Raw genomic sequence first — 18820 nt, forward strand, 5'->3', positions numbered from 1 at the left:
ACCCTCGACAAGGGCGGCGGCCAGGTCCGCGCCGGCCACCTCGGCGATCTCCTCGGCGTACGGCCGGATCAGCGGCAGGGTGCCGGCGACGAGTCGGACGGCGGCGGAGAACAGCTGGGCGGTGGCGCCCGGTCGCAGGCCGAGGCAGAGCAGCATGTCCGCCCGGTAGCCCGGTGGGGCGACCGGCAGGTCCAGGGCCGCCGAGAAGGCCGCCCGGCGGGAGTGGACCCGCACCGACGGGTTGGCCGGGCGCAGCACCGATGGGCAGAGCCGGGCCAGGTCGGCGACGGCGAGCCGGACTCCGAGTCGGTCGTGGGCGGACCGGGCGGCCGCGGCCTTACCGAGCGTGGCGATCAGCTCCTCGAGTCGGGGTGGTTCGGCGGGCTGGCAGAGCACCGGCAGGTCGATGCGGGGCCGCCAGTGCGGGTCGGCCCAGAGCAGCCGCGCCGGAGCGGTGACCGGGAGCCCGAACGCCCAGTCGGCCGGTTCGCCGAGTCGATGCACCCAGGAGCGGACGTCGCGCGCGGCGACCGAGACGTGGGTGACCCGGCCTGCGGATTCGGCCAGGTACGCCTGCCGCGCGGCGTACGGCGCGCCACCCACCAGCACGTCGAGGTCGACGTCGCTGTGTGCGGTGGCGGCTCGGCGGGCGTGGCTGCCGCGCAGCAGGATGCCGACGACCGGCCGCTCGCCGGTTTGCCGCAACCGCGCGGCCCAGTCCTCGAGAAAACCGCTATTCGGTAACGGAGCGTGACCCACGGCGCCATCGTGCCGTACGCCCCATCAGCGCGCAATGCCCGTTGGCGGACTCGGTGTCCGGTCCGAAGCCTACTGCCCGTTCTATCGCCCGGTGCACGGTAGCTGGCCAATCGCCGGTCCTGGCCATTGCACCGGGGGCAGCATTTCATCTACCGTTGAGTTCAACGGATGATGAGTTTCTTGGGAGGTACGTGATGGACGACGCGATAGCCGTCCGTGACCTGGTCGTCGACCGGGGCGGGCGGCGGGTGTTGGACCGCATCAGCTGCCGGATTCCGCGCGGCGCCGTCACCGGGCTGCTCGGCCCCAGCGGCAGTGGCAAGACCACGTTCATGCGCGCCGTGGTCGGGGTGCAGGTGGTCAGCGGCGGGACGGTCACCGTGCTCGGTCAACCGGCCGGCGCCCCGGCGCTGCGGCACCAGGTGGGCTACCTGACCCAGGCGCCGAGCGTCTACGCCGACCTGACCGTCCGGGAGAACGCCCGCTACTTCGCGGCCCTCTACGGGCGCGGGCGGGTCGAGGCCGACCGGGCGATCGCCGATGTCGGGCTGGCCGAGGCCGCCGGCCAACTGGTCGCCACCCTCTCCGGCGGTCAGCGCAGCCGGGCCTCGCTGGCCTGCGCCCTGGTCGGGGAGCCGGAGCTGGTCATCCTCGACGAGCCGACCGTCGGTCAGGATCCGGTGCTGCGGGCCGACCTGTGGGCCCGGTTCCACGCGATGGCCGCCGCGGGCACCACCCTGCTGGTGTCCAGCCACGTGATGGACGAGGCGGCCCGCTGCGACCGGTTGCTGCTGATCCGCCAGGGGCGGTTGATCGCCGACGACAGCCCGGCCGCCATCCGCGCCGCCGCCGGTGTGGACGACCTCGACGAGGCGTTCCTGCGCCTGATCCGGGCCGGCGAGGCGGCTCCGACCACCACCGTCTCGCAACCCGGACAGGAGCAGTCATGAACCCCCGGATCCTGGCGGCCACCACCGGCCGCATCCTGCGTCAGCTCCGGCACGATCGGCGCACCATCGCCCTGCTCGTGGTGGTGCCGGCCGTCCTGCTCACCCTCGTCTACTTCATGTACGCCGACCAACCGACCCCACCCGGGCAGCCGACGACGTTCGACCGGGTCGCGCTGGTGCTGCTGGGCATCTTCCCGTTCGTGATCATGTTCCTGGTGACGAGCATCGCGATGCTCCGCGAACGCACCTCCGGCACCCTGGAGCGTCTGCTCACCACACCGCTGGGCAAGCTCGACCTGCTCTTCGGTTACGGCATCGCGTTCGGGCTGGCCGCCGCCGCGCAGGCGGCCGTCGCCGCCGCATTGGCGTACTGGATCTTCGATCTGGACACCGCCGGCAGCAGCTGGCTGGTGATCGGGATCGCGGTCGTCGACGCCGTGCTGGGCGTCGCCCTCGGGCTGCTGTGCAGCGCCTTCGCGCGCACCGAGTTCCAGGCAGTACAGTTCCTGCCAGTCGTGGTGATCCCCCAGCTGCTGCTCTGCGGGCTGTTCGTGGCCCGCGACGAGATGGCCGGTTGGCTCCAGGCGCTCGGTGACGCCTTCCCCCTGTCGTACGCCATCGAGGCGTTGCAGGAGGTGGGCGCCCACGCCGAGCCGACCGGCACAATGTGGCGGGACGTGGCGGTGGTGCTCGGCGCGGTGGTGCTGGCGCTGGTGCTCGCGGCGGCCACCCTGCGCCGACGCAGCGGGTGAGACCGCGGCAGCCGTGGGCCGGCCGGCCCACGGCTGCCCGGGTGGACGAACGAAGGGCGGCGATGACGCGGCGGACCGGCCGGCGACCCGGCAACCCGGACACCCGGGAGGCGATCCTCGACTCGGCGCGCACGACGTTCGCCGAGCGGGGCTACGACGCCGCCTCGATCCGCGCCATCGCCAGCACGGCAGGCGTCGACCCGGCGCTCGTGCACCACTACTTCGGCAGCAAGGACCAACTCTTCCTCACCGCGATGAACTTCCCGGTCGACCCCGGTCAACTGCTGCCGAAGGTGCTCACCGGCGACCCGGACGGGGCCGGTGAGCGCCTGGTGCGTACCTTCCTCGGCATCTGGGACTCCCCGGCCGGCGCGGCCGCCCAGGCGCTGTTGCGCTCCGCGGTGAGCAACGAGTGGACCGCCCGACTGCTGCGCGACTTCATCACCACCCAGGTGCTGCGGCGGGTGCTCGAACAACTCGACGTCGATCCGGCCCAGCTGCCGCTGCGCGGTTCCCTGGTGGCCACCCAGATGATCGGCCTGGCCATGATGCGACACGTGGTGCACCTGGAGCCGGTCGCCTCGGCCGACCCGGAGACCCTGGTCGCCGCGGTCGGCCCGACGATCCAGCGCTACCTCACCGGCCCACTGCCGGCCTGACCCCGGACGCCCCGCGATCTTGCACTTACTGTCCCGACAAGAATGGATAACCAACGCATTCCGGCAACCGAAAGTGCAAGATCGGCGCAGAGCAGGGGTGGGGACGGGGCCAGGGTCAGGGTGCGGTCAGCGCGGCGGGCGGGTGCCGGCGGGGAGGCGCAGCGGCGGCAGCAGTCGCGGCAGGTCGGCCGGGTCGGCGACCGGGCCGGGGAACGCCAGCCGGATCCGCCGTCGGGCGCCGGGGTGGCCGAGGGCGACCACCAGCCCGTAGCGGTCGATGCGCACCACCCGGGGCGGCCCGTCGGGGGTCTGCTCGGTCAGGCCGAGCTGCTGGCGCAGGTACGCGGTCACCTGGGCGCCGTGGCACTCGGCGAGGTCGGCGAGCAGGCGCGCCTCGACCGGGTGCACCGGGTCCGGCTCCGCCTCCGCGTACTCCCCCGGGTCGATCCGGCGCACGAGGCCGGCGCGCTCCCAACGGACCTCGACCACCTCGAAGCGGAACAGCCGGAACCGGGTGCCCAGGTCGAGCAGGTCGCCGGTCGGCTCCACCGCGGCGAAGTCGAGCGCCGCCTGGCGGGCCTCGTCGCCGTACAGCTCGCCGGCCCAGCCGGAGACCCAGGCCCGACCCAGACCTGGCGCGCCGGCGGCGGGTGGCAGGTCGAGCACGTCGAGCACCACCGCGACGTCGCTGACCCCGGCGGCCGGTCGCAGCGCGGCGGCCAGGTGGCTGGCCACCGGCACCAACAGCAGCACCCGCCCGTCCGGGTCGGTCACGTGCCGGGCGTGGTGCGGGCCCGGCCGGTGCGCGAGATGCACGAGACCGGGCAGGCGACCGGCGACGAGGGTACGGACGATCTCGGCGGGGTTGGGCCGCATGGCGCGACCTCCTTCGAAGGTTAGGCTTGCCTAACCCGGAGCCTAGAGCACCTCGCTGTCGGCGTCCACAAACCCCGCGCAGCCGGAGCGCATCACCGGGTCTGCTCCAGCCAGGAGGCGTAGAGCAGGCCATAGACCGAGTCGGCGTCGCGGACCAACTCGTCGTGCGGCCCGCGCTGCACCACCCGACCCCGGTCCACCACGATCACCTCGTCGGCGGCCTGCGCCGTGGAGAGCCGGTGCGCGATCGCGAGGGTGGTCCGCCCCCTGGTGACCGCGTCCAGGGTGCGTTGCAGGCGCACCTCCGTCGCCGGGTCCACGGCGCTTGTCGCCTCGTCCAGCACCAACAGGTCCGGGTCGGCCACGTACGCGCGGGCCAGTGCGACCAACTGCCGCTCACCGACGCTGAGCGCCTCGCCGCGCTCGCCGACCGGCGTGTCCAGACCCGCCGGCAGACCCTCCAGCCAGTCCGACAGGCCCAGCTCGGTGAAGGCCACGCTCAGCTCCTCGTCGGTCAGCTCCGGCCGGGCGAACCGGACGTTGTCCCCCACCGTCGCGTCGAAGAGGAACCCGTCCTGCGGCACCATCACCACCCGGGCGCGCAGCGAGTCGAACCGCACCTCCGCCAGCGGCACCCCGGACAGCAGCACCGCCCCGGCCGACGGGTCCATCAGCCGCGTCAGCAACTTGGCGAACGTGGTCTTGCCACTGCCGGTCTCGCCGACCACCGCCACCCGGCTCTTCGCCGGAATCTCCAGGTCGATGTCGTGCAGCACCGGCGGGCCACCCGGATAGGCGAACCGCACACCGGCGAACCGGATGTCCAGCGGCCCGGCCGGCAGCTTGCGCCCCTGCTCCCCCGGATCGGCCACGTCGGGGGCGACGTCCAGCACATCCAGCACCCGACGCCAGCCGGCGATCGCGTTCTGCGCCTCGTTGAGCACCTCGGTGGCGATCTGCACCGGCTGGATGAAGAGCGTCACCAGGAACAGGAACGCGGTCAACTGGCCGATCGACAGCGTGCCGTCCACCCCCAGCGTCACCCCGAGCACCACCACACCCGCCAGCGCGAGCCCAGCGGCCAGCTCGCCCACCGAGCTGCCCACGATGCTGATCCGGATCGCCCGCTGCTGCGCCAGCCGCTGCCCGTCGATGGCCTCGTCCAACCGCCGCTCGGTGCGGCCCGCGATCCCGTACGCCCGGATCACCGGCGCGCCCACCACGCTCTCGCCGATCGTGCCGAGCAGCGTGCCGGTGCGCTGACGCACCGTCGCGTAGGCCGAGCCCAGCCGGCGTTGCAACCGCCGGATCACGAACACCGCGGGCAGGAAGGCGGCCAGCACCACGAGCGTCAACTGCCAGGAGTACGCGAGCATGACGGCGGTGGTGACCACCAGCTGACCGAGGTTGACGAGCAGGATCACCCCGCCCCACTGGAGGAACTGGGTGATCTGGTCGACGTCGCTGGTGACCCGCGAGACCAGCGAGCCGCGCCGCTCCGACTGCTGGTGCAACATCGACAGGTCGTGCACGTGCCGGAACGCCCGCGTCCGGACGTTTGCCAACGCCGTCTCACTGACCGTGAACAGCCGGCGCATCATCAGATAGCCGCAGACCGTCGTGACCGTCAGGATCGCCGCGGTGACCGCCACCACCGACCAGACCACGTCGAGGTTCAGACCGCCGACGATGCCCCGGTCGATGCCCTGCTGCACGGCGACCGGCACGGCCACCCGGCCGATCATGTAGACCAACGCCAGGGCCAGGGTGCCGGCCAGGCCGGTCCGCAGCTCCGGTGAGAGCGCCAGACCCCGGCGCAGGGTCTGCCAGGTCGTCTCCTCCCGCTTGGCACCGTCCACAGTCGTCGTCACCGGATCCCGCCTCTCGTTCGCGACCGCGGGACTCCGCTTCGCCGCGTTCCTCCCGCTCACCGGTCCACCTCGATCTCCAGGCCCGAGGGCAACGGCGCGACCTCGTCGCCGTACGCGCTCTCCTGCGCGCGCTCGACCTCCGCCTGCTCGTAGGCGGTGACCAGGTCGACGTACCCGGGCACGGTGGCCAGCAACTCGCTGTGCGTGCCCCGGGCGAGCACCCGTCCCTGCTCCACGTAGATGACCTCGTCGGCGAGCGCGATGGTGGCCCGGCGGTACGCCACCACCAGGATCGACGCGACAGGCACCCCCGGCTCGGCCGCCGACGACCGCAGCCCGGCCAGGATGGCCGCCTCCACCCGCGGGTCGACAGCGCTTGTCGCGTCGTCGAGCACCAGCAGGCGCGGCCGCCCGGCGAGCGCGCGGGCCAGGGTGAGCCGTTGCCGCTGCCCGCCGGAGAGCGAGGTGCCCCGCTCGCCGACCATGGTGTCCAGACCGTCGGGCAGCGCGGCGACGAACCCGTCCGCCTCGGCCAGCCGCAGCGCCGCCCAGACCGCCTCGTCGTCGATGCCCGGCCGGTCCAGGGCGATGTTGGCGCGGACCGTGTCGTCGAAGACGAACGGCACCTGGGCGACCAGCGCCACGGCGCCGGCCAGCGAGGCGGCGGTCAGCTCGCGTACGTCCACCCCGTCCAGGGTGACGGCGCCGGAGTCCGGGTCGACGAGGCGCACCGCCAGCGAGGCGATTGTGGACTTGCCGGCGCCGGTGGGCCCGACCAGGGCCACCGTCCGACCGGCCGGCACCGTGAAGCCGACCTCGCCGAGGACCTGCGCGCCGGTCTGGTGCGCCTCGGCCGGCGGGTAGGAGAAGTGCACGTCGCGGAAGGTGAGGGTGGCCGCCCCGGCGCTGTCCTGGTCGAGCACGCGCTGCCCGTACGGCATCTCGCCGGTGGCGTCGAGCACCCGGCGGACGCGGTCCCAGCCGGCGACGCTGCGCGGCAGCTCGGCCAGCACCCACCCGATGGCCCGCACCGGGAAGGCCAGCACGGTGAAGAGGAAGGCCACGCTCACCAACTCGGTCACGCTTATCGCGCCCTGGCGCAGCCGGAACGCCCCGACCACGAGCACGGCGAGGGTGCCGAGGCTGGGCAGGGTCTCCAACAGCGGGTCGAAGACGCCGCGCAGCCGGCCGACCGCGATCAGCGAGTCGCGCAGCTCACCGGCGCGACCCGCGAACCGGGCGGTCTCCTGGGCTTCGCGGCCCATGGTCTTGACCACCAGGGCGCCGTCGAAGCTCTCGTGGGCGATGCCGCTGACCTCGGCGCGCAGGCGCTGCGCCCGAGCCTGTCGGGGCGCCATCCGGCGGGAGTAGACGACGTTGAGCGCGAACAGCGCGGGGAAGACCGCGAGGCCGACCAGGGCCAGCGCCCAGTCGGTGGCGAAGAGCGACACGATCGCGCCGACGAGCATCACGAGCGTGCCGACGGCGAACGGCAGCGGCGCGATCGGGTACCAGGCCGCCTCCACGTCGGAGTTGGCGTTGGACAGCAGGGTGCCTGTCGAGTTGCGGTGGTGCCAGGACAGCGGCAGCTCCAGGTAACGGCGGGTGACCCGGCGCCGGTAGGAGGCCTGGAGGCGGTACTGCATGTAGCCGGCGCCGAGCCGACGCCCGAAGATGCCCGCCACCCGCAGCACGCTGATCCCGAACAGCGCGGCCGCGGCCAACGCCAGGGTCCCGGCGCCCACCTCGCCGCGGGAGATGGCCGGCAGCGCCACCTCGCCGATGACAGTTCCGACGACCCGTGCGCTGACGATGATCATGCCGCCGAAGAGCACGCTGCCGACGACCGCGACCGAGAAGATCCGAGGCTGCTCGCGGATCGCCTGCCGCAGGACCCCCAACCCTCGGCTGAGCACGTCCCGACTTGTCTTGCTCGCCACGCTTTCCCCCGCCGTAAGCCGCAATTATCTCCCTCATCCTTACCGGTCCGGGCCAGCACTGCCGACCCGGTCGGGATATGTCGACCGTCACGTACCGGAGAACGGCGGGCGGCGGACGGCGGACGACGAGCCGACGGGCGGCGGCCGGCGGACGGCGGGCGACGAGCCGGCGGCCGGTGTCGCGCGCCGGCGAGCGACCGGGCCTACGATCGGCAGATGCCGCGGTACGCCCGAGCCGAGCGCGAGGCGCTGGCCGATCTCCTGCTGGCCCTCGGGCCGGACGCCCCGACGATCAACGAGGGGTGGATGACCCGTGACCTCGCCGCGCACCTGGTGCTGCGGGAACGCCGCCCGGACGCGGCCGGCGGGATCCTGCTGCCGCCGCTGCGCGGCTACGCCGAACGGGTGCGTCGCCGACTCGCCGCGCTGCCCTACCCGGAGCTGGTGGCGCAGGTACGACGGCCGCCGCTGTGGAGCCCGGTCAGCAACCCCCTGACCGACGAGCTGGCCAACACGATGGAGTTCTTCATCCATCACGAGGACGTGCGGCGGGCCGGCTCCGGGTGGCAACCGCGCGACCTGCCCGCCGGCCTGCAGCGCACCCTGTGGAAGCGTGCCGCCCCGCTGGCCCGGCTGGCCCTGCGCCGCTTTCCGGCGGACCTCTACGTGCAGGCGCCCGGTCACGGCGAGATCTCCGTCGGTCGGGGCGGGGAGCCGCTGCGGTTGGTCGGCGCCCCCGCCGAGCTGACCCTGTTCCTCTCCGGCCGGCAGCGGGTGGCGCGGGTCCAACTGGACGGCACGACCGCCGCCGCACGTCGCCTGCGGGCCGCCAACCTGGGCATGTGACTCCCTGAGCTGAAACGGTCACAAGTCAAGTGTGGCGTTGCCCACACCCAGCGAAACACGCTGATGTCTCCTCCCGTACGCTTCACCGCGCCGCTCCGCGCCGAGCGGTACGAAGTGGGGGCGCACTGTGCGGAAATTTGCGATTTCGGCGCTGCGGCAGCCCCCTTTTCGTGCGGGGCGCCATGGGGCCGCCGAGCAGGTGGCGGGCGAGAGCGTCGAGTGGGCGCGCGCGTTCGGGTTGGTCGATTCCAGCCAGCGTGTGCAGCGGCTGCACCGGGCCGACGCCGCCGGCCTGGCCGGCCGCGCCTGCCCGGACGGATCGGTGGACGGGTTACGCCTGCTCACCGACCTGATCAGCTGGCTCTTCGTGATGGACGACGCCTGCGACGAGGACGGCCTCGGCGCCGACCCGACCCGGCTGGGGCCGGCGATCAGCACGCTGATCGACGTGCTGGATCGCTGCGGCGACCCGGACGTCGTACCGCCCGCCGTCGGGCCGCTCGGTGACGCGCTGCACGACCTGTGCCGCCGCACCCGGCTGCACGACCACCCGGCCCTGCTGTTGCGGTTCGTCAGCCAGCTGCGGGAGTACCTGTTGGCGTTGCTCTGGGAGGCGGCCAACCGGGAGCGCCGGCGGGTGCCCGAGGTGGCGGAGTACGTGCAACTGCGGCGACACATCGGCGGCGTACGGCCGTGTCTCACGCTCACCGACCTGGCGGCGCCCCAGCAACTCGGGCCGACCCAGCGCGCCCATCCGGCGCTTGTCGCCCTCGACGTGCTGGCGGTGGACCTGGTCTGCTGGTGCAACGACCTCTTCTCCTACGGCAAGGAGAGCCAGGTGGACCCGGACGCGCACAACCTGGTGACGGTGCTCGCCCGGGACAGCGGCGCGGACGAGGCGAGCGCGCTGCGGGCCGCGGCGGACCGCTTCAACCAGGGGCTGGACGCGTACCTCGATGTCGAGAAGATGCTGTTGGCCACCGGGGACGACGGTCTGCGCCACGCGCTGGCCGCACGGCGCAACTGGGTCCGTGCCACCTACGACTGGTCAGTCGTGGCCGCCCGGTACGCCTGATTCGGCCGTACCGGACGGTGGGGTGCAGGGCCGGACGATCACCGGGACTAGCCGACGCACCACGCCAGGCAATACTCTTCGGTAACCATCATGACGTGACGACCGTCACGCCACCACCCCCGAAGGCGGCTACCGCGATGGCTCTCGATATATCGTACCGCTCCATCCCGGACATGTTCCTCAAGCGCGTGGCGGCCACCCCCGACCGGCACGCGTTCGCGTCCCCGAACGCCGACGACTCGGGGCCGGCCTGGTTGACCTGGACACAGGTCGCCCAGCGCGCCAAGGCGGTCGCCGCCGGCCTGCACGGCCTGGGCATCGGCCTGGAGGACCGGGTCGCGATTCTCGCCAACACCCGGCTGGACTGGGTGATCATCGACCTCGGCATCATGTGTGCCGGTGGGGCGACCACCGCCGTCTACCCGACCACCGAACCGGCGGACGCGACCTACATCCTCGCCGACTCCGGGTCGAGCGTGCTGTTCGCGGAGAACCCGGCCCAGGCGGCGAAGATCGCCGGCGCCGACCTGCCCGCGCTGACCCATGTGGTGCTCCTCGACGGTGCCGTCGACCCCGCCGCCGCGGTCCCGCAACTGACGCTCGCCGAGTTGGAGGAGCGGGGCGCCCACGCGCTGGCCGCCGAACCGGAACTGATCGACATGCTCGTGGCCGGCATCGGCCCCGACCACCTGGCCACCCTGATCTACACCTCGGGCACCACCGGCCGACCCAAGGGCGTCGAGCTGCTGCACGGCGGTTGGTGCTGGGAGGCCGTGGCACAGGCCGAGGCCGGGCTGCTGCTCGACGACGACCTGCAGTACCTGTGGTTGCCGCTGTCCCACTCGTTCGGCAAGACGCTGCTCTGCGGCGCCATCCACGTGGGGCTGCCCACCTACGTCGACGGGCGGGTGGACAAGCTCGTCGACCTGCTGTCGGTGATCCGTCCGACGCTCATGTGCGGCGCCCCCCGCGTGTACGAGAAGGTCTACAACCGGGCGGTGACCACCGCGCAGAGCGCGGGCGGCGCGAAGGCGAAGATCTTCGCCTGGGCTGTCCGGACCGGCAAGCAGAAGGTGGCCCTGGAGCAGGCCGGCAAGCCGGTGCCGGGCGGGCTGAAGCTGCGCTACGCGCTTGCCGAGAAGTTGGTGTTCAGCAAGCTCCAGGCCCGCCTGGGCGGCCGGATGCGGGTACTGGTGTCCGGTGCCGCTCCGCTCAGCCCGGAGATCGGCTCCTTCTTCGCCGCGGCGAACCTGCCGATCTCCGAGGGCTACGGCCTGACCGAGACCAGCGCCGGCAACTTCGTCAACCCGCCGGGCGGGCTCCAGATCGGCTCGGTGGGCCAGGCGATGGGCGACCTGGAGTGCCGGATCGACAGCGACGGCGAGATCCTGGTGCGCGGTCGGCCGGTGATGCGCGGCTACCACAACCTGCCGGAGGAGACCGCCGCCGCGTTCACCGAGGACGGCTTCTTCCGTACCGGCGACATCGGCACCCTGGACGAGCAGGGCTACCTGCGGATCACCGACCGCAAGAAGGACCTGGTCAAGACCTCGGGCGGCAAGTACATCGCGCCGTCGCACATCGAGGGGCTGTTCAAGGCCCTCTGCCCGTACACCTCGCAGGCGGTCGTCGTCGGCCAGGCGCGCAACTTCTGCACGATGCTGATCACGCTGGACCCGGACGCGATCCGGGGCTGGGTCGCCGGCGGGCCGCTGGAGGGGCGCAGCTACACCGAGATCGTCACCTCGACGGAGGCCCAGACGATGGTCGAGGAGTACGTCGCCCAGGTCAACGCCAAGCTCAACCGCTGGGAGCAGATCAAGAAGGTGACCATCCTGCCCCGCGACCTCACCATCGAGGACGGCGAGATCACCCCGTCGTTGAAGATCAAGCGGCGCGGTGTGGAGAGCAACTTCGCGGGCGAGATCGACAAGATGTACGCCGGCACCCTCGCCGAGCTGTGACGCGTCGCCGGTGGCCCCGCACCCACACCCGGGTACGGGGCCACCGGCTTTCCGTCGATGGGGCTCAGGCGATGACGGCCGGCTCCCGCCACCGCTGCGGCCCGGTCCGGTCCAGGTCGTAGCGGACCGCCGCGATCCGTCCGACGGCCTCCACCAGGTCCGCGGCGGGCAGGGTGAACGGCAGTCGCAGGAAACGCTCCATGGTGCCGTCCAGGCCGAACCGGGGGCCGGGCGCCAGTCGTACGCCGACCTCCTCGGCGGCCCGGGCCAGCGCGCTGGAGACCGGGCCGTCCAACTCGGCCCAGAGCGTCACGCCACCTCGCGGCACGGTGACCCGCCAGTCCGGCAGCCGGTGCGCCAGCGCGCCGAGCAGGGCGTCGCGCTGGCCGGTCAACTGGACGCGGCGGTCGGCGACGATGGCGTCGGCGTCGGCGAGCAGGTGCACCGCGACCAGTTGGTCCAGCACCGGGCTGGCCATGTCCACCCCGACCCGGACGGCGGCCAGCCGCTGCACCTGCGGCGCGGAGGCGCGCACCCAGCCGATCCGCAGGCCACCCCAGTAGGACTTGCTCATCCCGCCGATGCTGATCACCCGACTGTGCCGGTCGTGGACGGCGACCGGGGGCGGCACCTCGGTGCCGTCCAGCGCGAGGTCCACGAAGGACTCGTCGACGACCAGGTCGGTGCCGACGGCGTGGGCGGCGGCCACCACACGTTCCCGCAGCGCGGCGGGCATCAGGTGCCCCGTCGGGTTCTGGAACTCCGGGATCAGGTAGGCCAGCTTGGGCCGGGTCTGGCGGAGGCTGCCCAGCAGCAGGTCGGGCTCCCAGCCACCGCCGTCGGCGGCCAGGCCGTGGGTGGTGATCCGGGCCCGTCGGCCGGCCAGCGCGGCGAGCGCGTTGGGATAGGTCGGGGACTCGACCAGGACGTTGCCGCCGGGGGCGAGCGCGAGTCGCAACACCAGGTCCAGGGCGTGCTGGGTGCCGCTGGTGACCATGATCTGGTCGGCCGAGGTCGGCAGACCCCGGGCGGTGTACGCGCCGGCCACCGCCTCGCGCAGCTCGATGATGCCGGTCGGGTGGTAGCCGGCCCCGCCCAGATAGCGGGGTAGGTCCTCGGTGGCCGCCCGGGCGGCCGTCAGGAGTTGCGGCGGGGCGGCCAGCGCCGCGACGCCGAGGTCGAGCATGTCCCGGTCGTCGAGCGGGGTCCACAGGCCGGTGCTGGCCACCCGGTGGTTGCCGGGCAGCATCGTCCAGCTCCCGGCCCCCCGGCGGCTGGCCAGGTGCCCGGTCTCCCGCAACTGCCGGTACGCGGCGGTGACTGTGGTCCGGCTGATCCGCAGCGCCTCGGCCAGCTCCCGTTCGGCCGGGAGTCGGACTCCCAGCGGCAACCGGCCGTCGGCGAGCAGGCCGCGCACCGCCCCGGCCAGAGCGGCGTAGTCGGGGCTGCGCCGCCGGCCCGGCAGGGCGTGCCACTGGCCGAGCAGACGGGCCAATTGGCTGCCTCGTACCTGCCCAGTCATGACCACTCCTCGGATATTGGCATCTTCCTCGGCGAGGATTGGCACCTAGAGTGGCATGCATGGCACTGATTGGCAATCTGCGGCAGCGGCCGGTCCGGCGACTGGCGCAGCTCTATCTCGGGCTCGTCCTCTACGGCGTCAGCATGGCCCTGATGATCCGCTCCGCCCTGGGCCTCGACCCCTGGGACGTGTTCCACCAGGGGCTGTCCAAGCGGACCGGGCTCTCCTTCGGCACCGTCACCATCGCCGTCGGCGCGCTGGTGCTGCTGCTGTGGATTCCGTTACGACAGCGGCCGGGCCTCGGCACGGTCAGCAACGTCGTGGTGATCGGCCTCGTCGTGGACGCCACACTGGCCCTCCTGCCGACCGGTGGCCCGCTCGGCGTCCGGATCGCGCTGTTGAGCACCGGGATCGTCGCCAACGGTGCCGCCACCGGCCTCTATCTCGGCGCCCGCCTGGGGCCGGGGCCCCGAGACGGGCTGATGACCGGCTTCGTGGCCCGCCGGCCGGGCCGGTCGGTCCGGCTGGTGCGTACCGTCATCGAGGTCACCGTGCTGGCGCTCGGCTGGCTCCTCGGCGGCAAGGTCGGCGTGGGCACCGTCGCGTACGCGCTGGCCATCGGCCCGTTGGCCCAGCTCTTCATTCCGCTGTTCGCGGTGCCCGACGGCGCCGCGCCGGACGACCCCGCGCCCGCGCCGGGCAGCCCCGCGCCGGTCGCCCCCGCCGGCTGAATCCTCACCCACCGTCCGCGAGCCGGTACGTCGTGGTGGTGCGGCATACCAGATGGGAGGGTGGGTGTTCCCTTCCGCGACGCGCGCCGTCATCATCTCTGCATGGGGGAGAACGGTTGGCGCTGGACGGACGCCTGGATCTTCGTGTCGCTGGTGATCGCGAGCGGAGCGGGCCGGCACCGCCGGTCGGCGACGAGTCGACGGCCGGAGGGCGTCCGCCTGACCGACGTGCTCTCCACCGCCGACCACCTCAACCACGCGATTCCACAGCGGCACGAGGTGGAGGCCGCGGTCCAGCGGCTGGTCGGGGCCGGGCTGGTGAGCGTCGCCGACGGCTGGTTCCGGATCACCACCGAGGGTGAGCAGCTCTGGCGCACCCGCCCCCGGGCGGGCGTGGCGACCATGGTGGACACCGTGCAGGGCGTGCTGACCCGCCGACACGCGCCCGGCCGGGCCGACTGGAGCCTGGACGAGGCCGACCACGCGGCGGCCGTCCAGGAATACGCCGTCCGCTCGATCCCCACGCCCCGCCGGTCACCGGAGGGGCACTCCGGCGGGCACTGACCCGCTCAGCGCACCGGGTGGCCGCTGTGCCGCAGCGCGTCCTTGACCTCGGCCACGGTCAGCTCGCCGAAGTGGAAGACACTCGCGGCGAGCACCGCGTCCGCGCCCGCGCCGATCGCGGGCGGAAAGTGAGCCACCTCACCGGCGCCCCCGCTGGCCACCACCGGCACGTCCACCACCGCCCGCACCGCGGCGATCAGCTCCAGGTCGAAGCCGGCCTTGGTGCCGTCGGCGTCCATCGAGTTGAGCAGGATCTCCCCCGCGCCCAACTCGGCCCCCCGCTGCGCCCACCGGACCGCGTCGATGCCGGTGCCCCGCCGGCCGCCGTGCGTGGTGACCTCGAAGCCACTGGGTGTGCCGCCGCCGGGCGACCGACGCACGTCGAGGGAGAGCACCAGCACCTGCCGGCCGAACCGGTCGGCTATCTCGGCGATCAACTCCGGCCGGGCGATGGCGGCGGTGTTCACGCCGACCTTGTCCGCGCCGGCGCGCAGCAGCGTGTCCACATCGGCGACCTGGCGGACACCGCCACCGACGGTCAGCGGGATGAACACCGACTCGGCGGTGCGGCGCACCACGTCGAGCATGGTGCCCCGGTCGCTGGAGGAGGCGGTGACGTCGAGGAAGGTCAGCTCGTCGGCGCCGGCCCGGTCGTACGCGGCCGCCAACTCCACCGGGTCGCCGGCATCGCGCAGGTCGAGGAAGTTGACACCCTTGACCACCCGCCCGGCGTCCACGTCGAGACAGGGGATCACCCGTACCGCCACCGTCATGCCGCGAGCCTATCGCCCGCACGCGCGGCGACGACCGACCGGTGCGGCCGGTCACCGCCGCGCGTCGGATCGGGATTCACACCTTGACGAGCATCTTGCCCAGGTTCTCGCCGCGCAGCAGGCCGAGGAACGCCGCCGGGGTGTTCTCGATGCCGTCGACGATCGTCTCGTCGTAGGACAGCGCGCCGTCGCGCAGCCAGCCGGCGACGTCGCGGACGAAAGCCCCCCGCATGTCGTTGTGATCGTTGACCAGGAAGCCGCGCAGGGTGAGCCGCTTGCCGATGACGAGTGCCAGGTTGCGCGGCGCGGCGGGCGGCTCGGTGTCGTTGTACTGGGCGATCATGCCGCAGATGGCGGCCCGGCCGTGCAGGTTCATGGCCGAGATCGCCGCCTCCAGGTGGTCGCCGCCGACGTTGTCGAAGTAGACGTCGACGCCGTCCGGGGCGGCGCCGCGCAGCGACTCGCGGACCCCGTCGTGGTAGTCGAAGGCCGCGTCGAAGCCCAGCGCCCGCAGCCGTTCCACCTTGGCCGGCGAGCCGGCGCTGCCGATGACCCGGCCCGCGCCCTTGAGCTTGGCGATCTGGCCGACCAGGCTGCCGACCGCGCCGGCCGCGGCGGAGACGAAGACCGTCTCGCCGGGCTTCATGGCGGCGACCCCCAGCAGCCCGGCGTACGCGGTCAGCCCGGTCATGCCGAGCACGCTCAGGTACGCGCTGACCGGCGCGACGCTCGGGTCGACCGGCCGGGCGGCGGTGGCGTCGAGCAGCGCGTACTCCCGCCAGCCGAGCCCGTGCAGGACTGTGGTCCCGACGGCGGTGCCCGCCGCCTCGCTGGCCACCACCTCGCCGATCGCGGCGCCGTCGAGCGGCGCGTCGAGCGCGAACGGCGCGACGTAGGACTTGACGTCGTTCATCCGTCCCCGCATGTACGGGTCGACGGACAGGTACTGGTTGCGGACCACGATCTCGCCCGGTCCGGGCGTCGGGATGTCGGTGTCGACGATCCGGAAGGTGTCCTCGGTGGGCCAGCCCTCGGGGCGGCTGGCCAGGTGGATCTCACGATTGCCGGTCACGTGGTTCGTCCTCTCGTCCGCGGGTGGGGGCCTGGAGCCGCGCCGTCACGCGGCCAGGGTCTCGCGGACGGTCAGCGCGACGTCGATGTTGCCGCGGGTGGCGTTGGAGTACGGGCAGACCTCGTGGGCCTGCTCGACGATCTGCTCGGCGGTCTCGCGGGGAACGGCGGGCAGGTCGACGACGAGCCGCACGGTGAGCCCGAAACCGCCGCTGCCGTTCGGGCCGATGCCCACCTCCGCGGTGACCACGGAGCCGCTCACGTCGGCCTTGGCCCGGCGGCCCACCAGCCGCAGCGCGCTGTGGAAGCAGGCCGCGTAGCCGGCGGCGAAGAGCTGCTCGGGGTTGGCGGCCCCACCGGCGCCGTCCATCTCCTTCGGCACGGCCAGGTCGAGCGCCAGGGTGCCGTCGGAGGTCTCGACGTGGCCGTCGCGGCCGTCGCCGCTGGCGGTCGCGGACGCGGTGTAGAGAACCTGCATGAGAGTCACTGCTCCTTCTGTCGGTGGATGGTCTCGGTGACCCGGGTGAGGGTGTCGCGCAGCGCGACCAGCTCGCCGAGGCCCAGCCCGGTGGCCTGCGCGATGCGCAGCGGGACGTCGCAGACCCGCTCGCGCAGCGCCCGGCCCTGCTCGGTGAGGCCGACCTCGACCCGCCGCTCGTCGCGGGCCGACCGCCGCCGGGCCACCAGACCCGCCCCCTCCAGCCGCTTGAGCAGCGGGGAGAGCGTGCCGGAGTCCAGCCGCAGCTCGGCGCCCAACTCGGACACCGTGGGGGCGTCGTCGGGGCGCTCCCAGAGCACCAGCAGCACCAGGTACTGCGGGTAGGTCAGCCCGACCTCGTCGAGGATCGGCCGGTAGACGTCGGTGAGGGCGCGCGACGCGGCGTAGAGCGCGAAGCACACCTGCCGGCGCAGCACCAGGTCATCGGTCACCGCAGAACCGTAGCCCACAATTAGATTGTGCACAACTTATCGGACCGGAGGGGGCACGGCGCGCACCGCCGAGCCGACCTCAGCGATCGCCGAGGTACGCCTCCAACTCCACCTCGACCAGATGCTCCGGGTCCAGCAGACCGGCCACCACCACGAGCGTCGCCGCCGGCCGAACCACGCCGAAGACCACGTTGTGCGCCCGGCCCACCTCGTCGGCGTGCCGCCGGCCGGTCACGTACATCCTGGTCCGGACCACGTCACCCGGCTCCGCACCCACCTCGGCCAGCGCGTCCAACCCGATCCGCAGCGCCTGCGCGGTCTGCGCGGCGGCATCACCGACGTGCACCACCCGGCCGTCCACCGTCGAGGTGCAGCCGGACGTGAAGGCCCGATCGCCGGCCCGGACCACCCGCGAGTAGCCGTAGATCCGCTCCCACGGGCCACCCGAGGAGAGCCGGGTGACCGTCACACCTCGGCCAGGGTCCGCAGCGCCTCGGCCACCGTGAAAGCGCCCGCGTAGAGCGCCTTACCGGCGATCACGCCCTCCACCCCGATCGGCTCCAGGGTCGCCAACGCCCGCAGGTCGTCGAGCGTGGACACCCCACCGGAAGCGATCACCGGCCGGTCGGTGCGGGCACACACCTCGCGCAACAGGTCCAGGTTCGGACCGCGCATCGTGCCGTCCTTGGTGATGTCGGTGACCACGTACCGGCTCGCACCCGCCTTGTCCAGCCGCTCCAGCACCTCGTAGAGGTCGCCGCCGTCACGGGTCCAGCCCCGCGCGGAGAGGGTGTGACCACGCACGTCCAGCCCGATGGCCACCCGGTCGCCGTACTCCGCGACCACCCGGTCACACCAGACCGGGTCCTCCAGGGCCGCGGTGCCGATGTTCACCCGGGCCGCCCCGGTGCCCAGCGCCGCGCGCAGCGACTCGTCGTCACGGATGCCCCCGGACAACTCCACCTTCACGTCCAACTGCCGCACCACCTCCGCGAGCAGGTGCGCGTTGGTGCCCCGACCGAACGCCGCGTCCAGGTCGACCAGGTGGATCCACTCGGCGCCGTCCTGCTGCCAGGCCAGCGCCGCGTCCAGCGGCTCGCCGTAGATGCTCTCGCTTCCGACGGCGCCCTGCACGAGCCGGACGGCCCGGCCGTCGGCGACATCCACGGCGGGTAACAGGGTGAGGCTCAACGTCTTCTCCTCGATCAGGTACGGCGGTCCAGGGCGATCACGACGATCGCCGGAAGTACGAGCAGCAAGAGCACGATCAGCGCGACGCGCAGCGCCAGGTTGTCGACGAACGTCCAGATCAGAATCAACGCCGCACCGGTGAGCAGCACGATAGCGGCCCGCTCACCGCGGGTGTGCCGAGCCAGCCGCCCGGTTCGACCCCGTCGCACGCGCGGCGTCAACCGGCGGACCAGAGCGCGACGGCGCTGCCGGCGAGCGACTCGACGCTGCCGGACCGCCCGCTCCCGGGCCTGCTCCGCCTCCCGCTCCGCCCGTCGGCGAGCCCGTTCCCGGCTCACCGCGACGC

General features: G+C 72.9%; 19 protein-coding genes and 1 pseudogene. 8 read left to right on the top strand and 12 right to left on the bottom strand.

The window, feature by feature from the left end; translation table 11 throughout:
* Window positions 1-72: 72 nt before the first annotated feature.
* Window positions 73-759: pseudogene (locus tag ACLQ29_RS15055) on the bottom strand (phosphoribosyl-AMP cyclohydrolase); the annotation flags it as partial.
* 194 nt (window positions 760-953) lie between these two features.
* Between ACLQ29_RS15055 and ACLQ29_RS15060 the strand changes: the two are divergent.
* The 3 genes from ACLQ29_RS15060 to ACLQ29_RS15070 all read left to right on the top strand — a co-directional run bounded on the left by ACLQ29_RS15060 (window position 954) and on the right by ACLQ29_RS15070 (window position 3120).
* Entirely contained in the window at window positions 954-1709 is a 756-nt protein-coding gene (locus ACLQ29_RS15060; protein WP_425772182.1) for an ABC transporter ATP-binding protein, read from the top strand.
* Window positions 1706-2461, top strand: a complete 756-nt coding sequence (locus ACLQ29_RS15065) for an ABC transporter permease (RefSeq protein WP_425772183.1) — start codon at window positions 1706-1708, stop codon at window positions 2459-2461. The genes ACLQ29_RS15060 and ACLQ29_RS15065 overlap by 4 nt, the downstream gene beginning before the upstream one ends.
* Before the next feature lie 62 nt (window positions 2462-2523).
* Window positions 2524-3120, top strand: a complete 597-nt coding sequence (locus ACLQ29_RS15070) for a TetR family transcriptional regulator (RefSeq protein ID WP_425772184.1) — start codon at window positions 2524-2526, stop codon at window positions 3118-3120.
* Between the two features lie 126 nt (window positions 3121-3246).
* On the opposite strand, the gene ACLQ29_RS15075 is transcribed toward ACLQ29_RS15070, so the two are convergent.
* The 3 genes from ACLQ29_RS15075 to ACLQ29_RS15085 all read right to left on the bottom strand — a co-directional run bounded on the left by ACLQ29_RS15075 (window position 3247) and on the right by ACLQ29_RS15085 (window position 7807).
* The gene (locus ACLQ29_RS15075; protein WP_425772185.1) at window positions 3247-3996 is read right to left on the bottom strand and encodes a DUF2470 domain-containing protein; all 750 of its coding nucleotides are present in this window, start codon (window positions 3994-3996) and stop codon (window positions 3247-3249) included.
* Between the two features lie 92 nt (window positions 3997-4088).
* Window positions 4089-5867 (bottom strand): ABC transporter ATP-binding protein, encoded by a 1779-nt coding sequence (locus ACLQ29_RS15080; RefSeq protein ID WP_425772186.1) that lies wholly within the window; start codon window positions 5865-5867, stop codon window positions 4089-4091.
* 56 nt (window positions 5868-5923) lie between these two features.
* Complete coding sequence (locus ACLQ29_RS15085; RefSeq protein ID WP_425772187.1) at window positions 5924-7807, bottom strand: ABC transporter ATP-binding protein; 1884 nt, start codon at window positions 7805-7807, stop codon at window positions 5924-5926.
* A gap of 216 nt (window positions 7808-8023) precedes the next feature.
* On the opposite strand from ACLQ29_RS15085, the gene ACLQ29_RS15090 reads away from it, so the two are divergent.
* From ACLQ29_RS15090 to ACLQ29_RS15100, 3 genes are all read left to right on the top strand, one after another.
* Window positions 8024-8653, top strand: a complete 630-nt coding sequence (locus tag ACLQ29_RS15090) for a TIGR03085 family metal-binding protein (protein ID WP_425772188.1) — start codon at window positions 8024-8026, stop codon at window positions 8651-8653.
* A 199-nt stretch (window positions 8654-8852) separates the two neighbouring features.
* A complete protein-coding gene (locus ACLQ29_RS15095; protein WP_425772189.1) occupies window positions 8853-9728 on the top strand; it encodes a terpene synthase family protein in 876 nt (291 codons plus the stop codon).
* Between the two features lie 137 nt (window positions 9729-9865).
* A complete protein-coding gene (locus tag ACLQ29_RS15100; protein ID WP_425772300.1) occupies window positions 9866-11692 on the top strand; it encodes an AMP-dependent synthetase/ligase in 1827 nt (608 codons plus the stop codon).
* A gap of 64 nt (window positions 11693-11756) precedes the next feature.
* Here the strand turns inward: ACLQ29_RS15100 and ACLQ29_RS15105 are convergent, their stop codons facing one another.
* A complete protein-coding gene (locus tag ACLQ29_RS15105; protein ID WP_425772190.1) occupies window positions 11757-13214 on the bottom strand; it encodes a PLP-dependent aminotransferase family protein in 1458 nt (485 codons plus the stop codon).
* Window positions 13215-13273: 59 nt separating this feature from the next.
* Here ACLQ29_RS15105 and ACLQ29_RS15110 point away from each other — a divergent pair, with 59 nt between their 5' ends.
* Window positions 13274-13945, top strand: a complete 672-nt coding sequence (locus ACLQ29_RS15110) for a YczE/YyaS/YitT family protein (RefSeq protein ID WP_425772191.1) — start codon at window positions 13274-13276, stop codon at window positions 13943-13945.
* Between the two features lie 102 nt (window positions 13946-14047).
* Entirely contained in the window at window positions 14048-14509 is a 462-nt protein-coding gene (locus ACLQ29_RS15115; RefSeq protein WP_393363307.1) for a hypothetical protein, read from the top strand.
* Window positions 14510-14514: 5 nt separating this feature from the next.
* Here ACLQ29_RS15115 and hisF read toward each other — a convergent pair whose 3' ends face one another.
* From hisF to ACLQ29_RS15150, 7 genes are all read right to left on the bottom strand, one after another.
* The gene (gene hisF, locus ACLQ29_RS15120) at window positions 14515-15282 is read right to left on the bottom strand and encodes an imidazole glycerol phosphate synthase subunit HisF (protein WP_425759834.1); all 768 of its coding nucleotides are present in this window, start codon (window positions 15280-15282) and stop codon (window positions 14515-14517) included.
* Window positions 15283-15358: 76 nt separating this feature from the next.
* Window positions 15359-16354 (bottom strand): NADP-dependent oxidoreductase, encoded by a 996-nt coding sequence (locus ACLQ29_RS15125; RefSeq protein ID WP_425772192.1) that lies wholly within the window; start codon window positions 16352-16354, stop codon window positions 15359-15361.
* Window positions 16355-16399: 45 nt separating this feature from the next.
* Window positions 16400-16831 (bottom strand): organic hydroperoxide resistance protein, encoded by a 432-nt coding sequence (locus ACLQ29_RS15130; RefSeq protein WP_425772193.1) that lies wholly within the window; start codon window positions 16829-16831, stop codon window positions 16400-16402.
* Window positions 16832-16836: 5 nt separating this feature from the next.
* Complete coding sequence (locus ACLQ29_RS15135; protein WP_393363319.1) at window positions 16837-17283, bottom strand: MarR family winged helix-turn-helix transcriptional regulator; 447 nt, start codon at window positions 17281-17283, stop codon at window positions 16837-16839.
* Between the two features lie 79 nt (window positions 17284-17362).
* Window positions 17363-17752 (bottom strand): RidA family protein, encoded by a 390-nt coding sequence (locus ACLQ29_RS15140; RefSeq protein WP_425772194.1) that lies wholly within the window; start codon window positions 17750-17752, stop codon window positions 17363-17365.
* On the bottom strand, window positions 17749-18474 hold the full coding sequence (priA, locus tag ACLQ29_RS15145) for a bifunctional 1-(5-phosphoribosyl)-5-((5-phosphoribosylamino)methylideneamino)imidazole-4-carboxamide isomerase/phosphoribosylanthranilate isomerase PriA (protein ID WP_425772195.1): 726 nt from the start codon (window positions 18472-18474) through the stop codon (window positions 17749-17751). Before priA ends, ACLQ29_RS15140 begins: the two co-directional genes overlap by 4 nt.
* 14 nt (window positions 18475-18488) lie before the next feature.
* Window positions 18489-18812, bottom strand: a complete 324-nt coding sequence (locus ACLQ29_RS15150; protein ID WP_425772196.1) for a hypothetical protein — start codon at window positions 18810-18812, stop codon at window positions 18489-18491.
* Window positions 18813-18820 lie beyond the last annotated feature (8 nt).

The organism is Micromonospora sp. DT228 (genome assembly GCF_049841595.1).
Taxonomy (GTDB): domain Bacteria; phylum Actinomycetota; class Actinomycetes; order Mycobacteriales; family Micromonosporaceae; genus Micromonospora.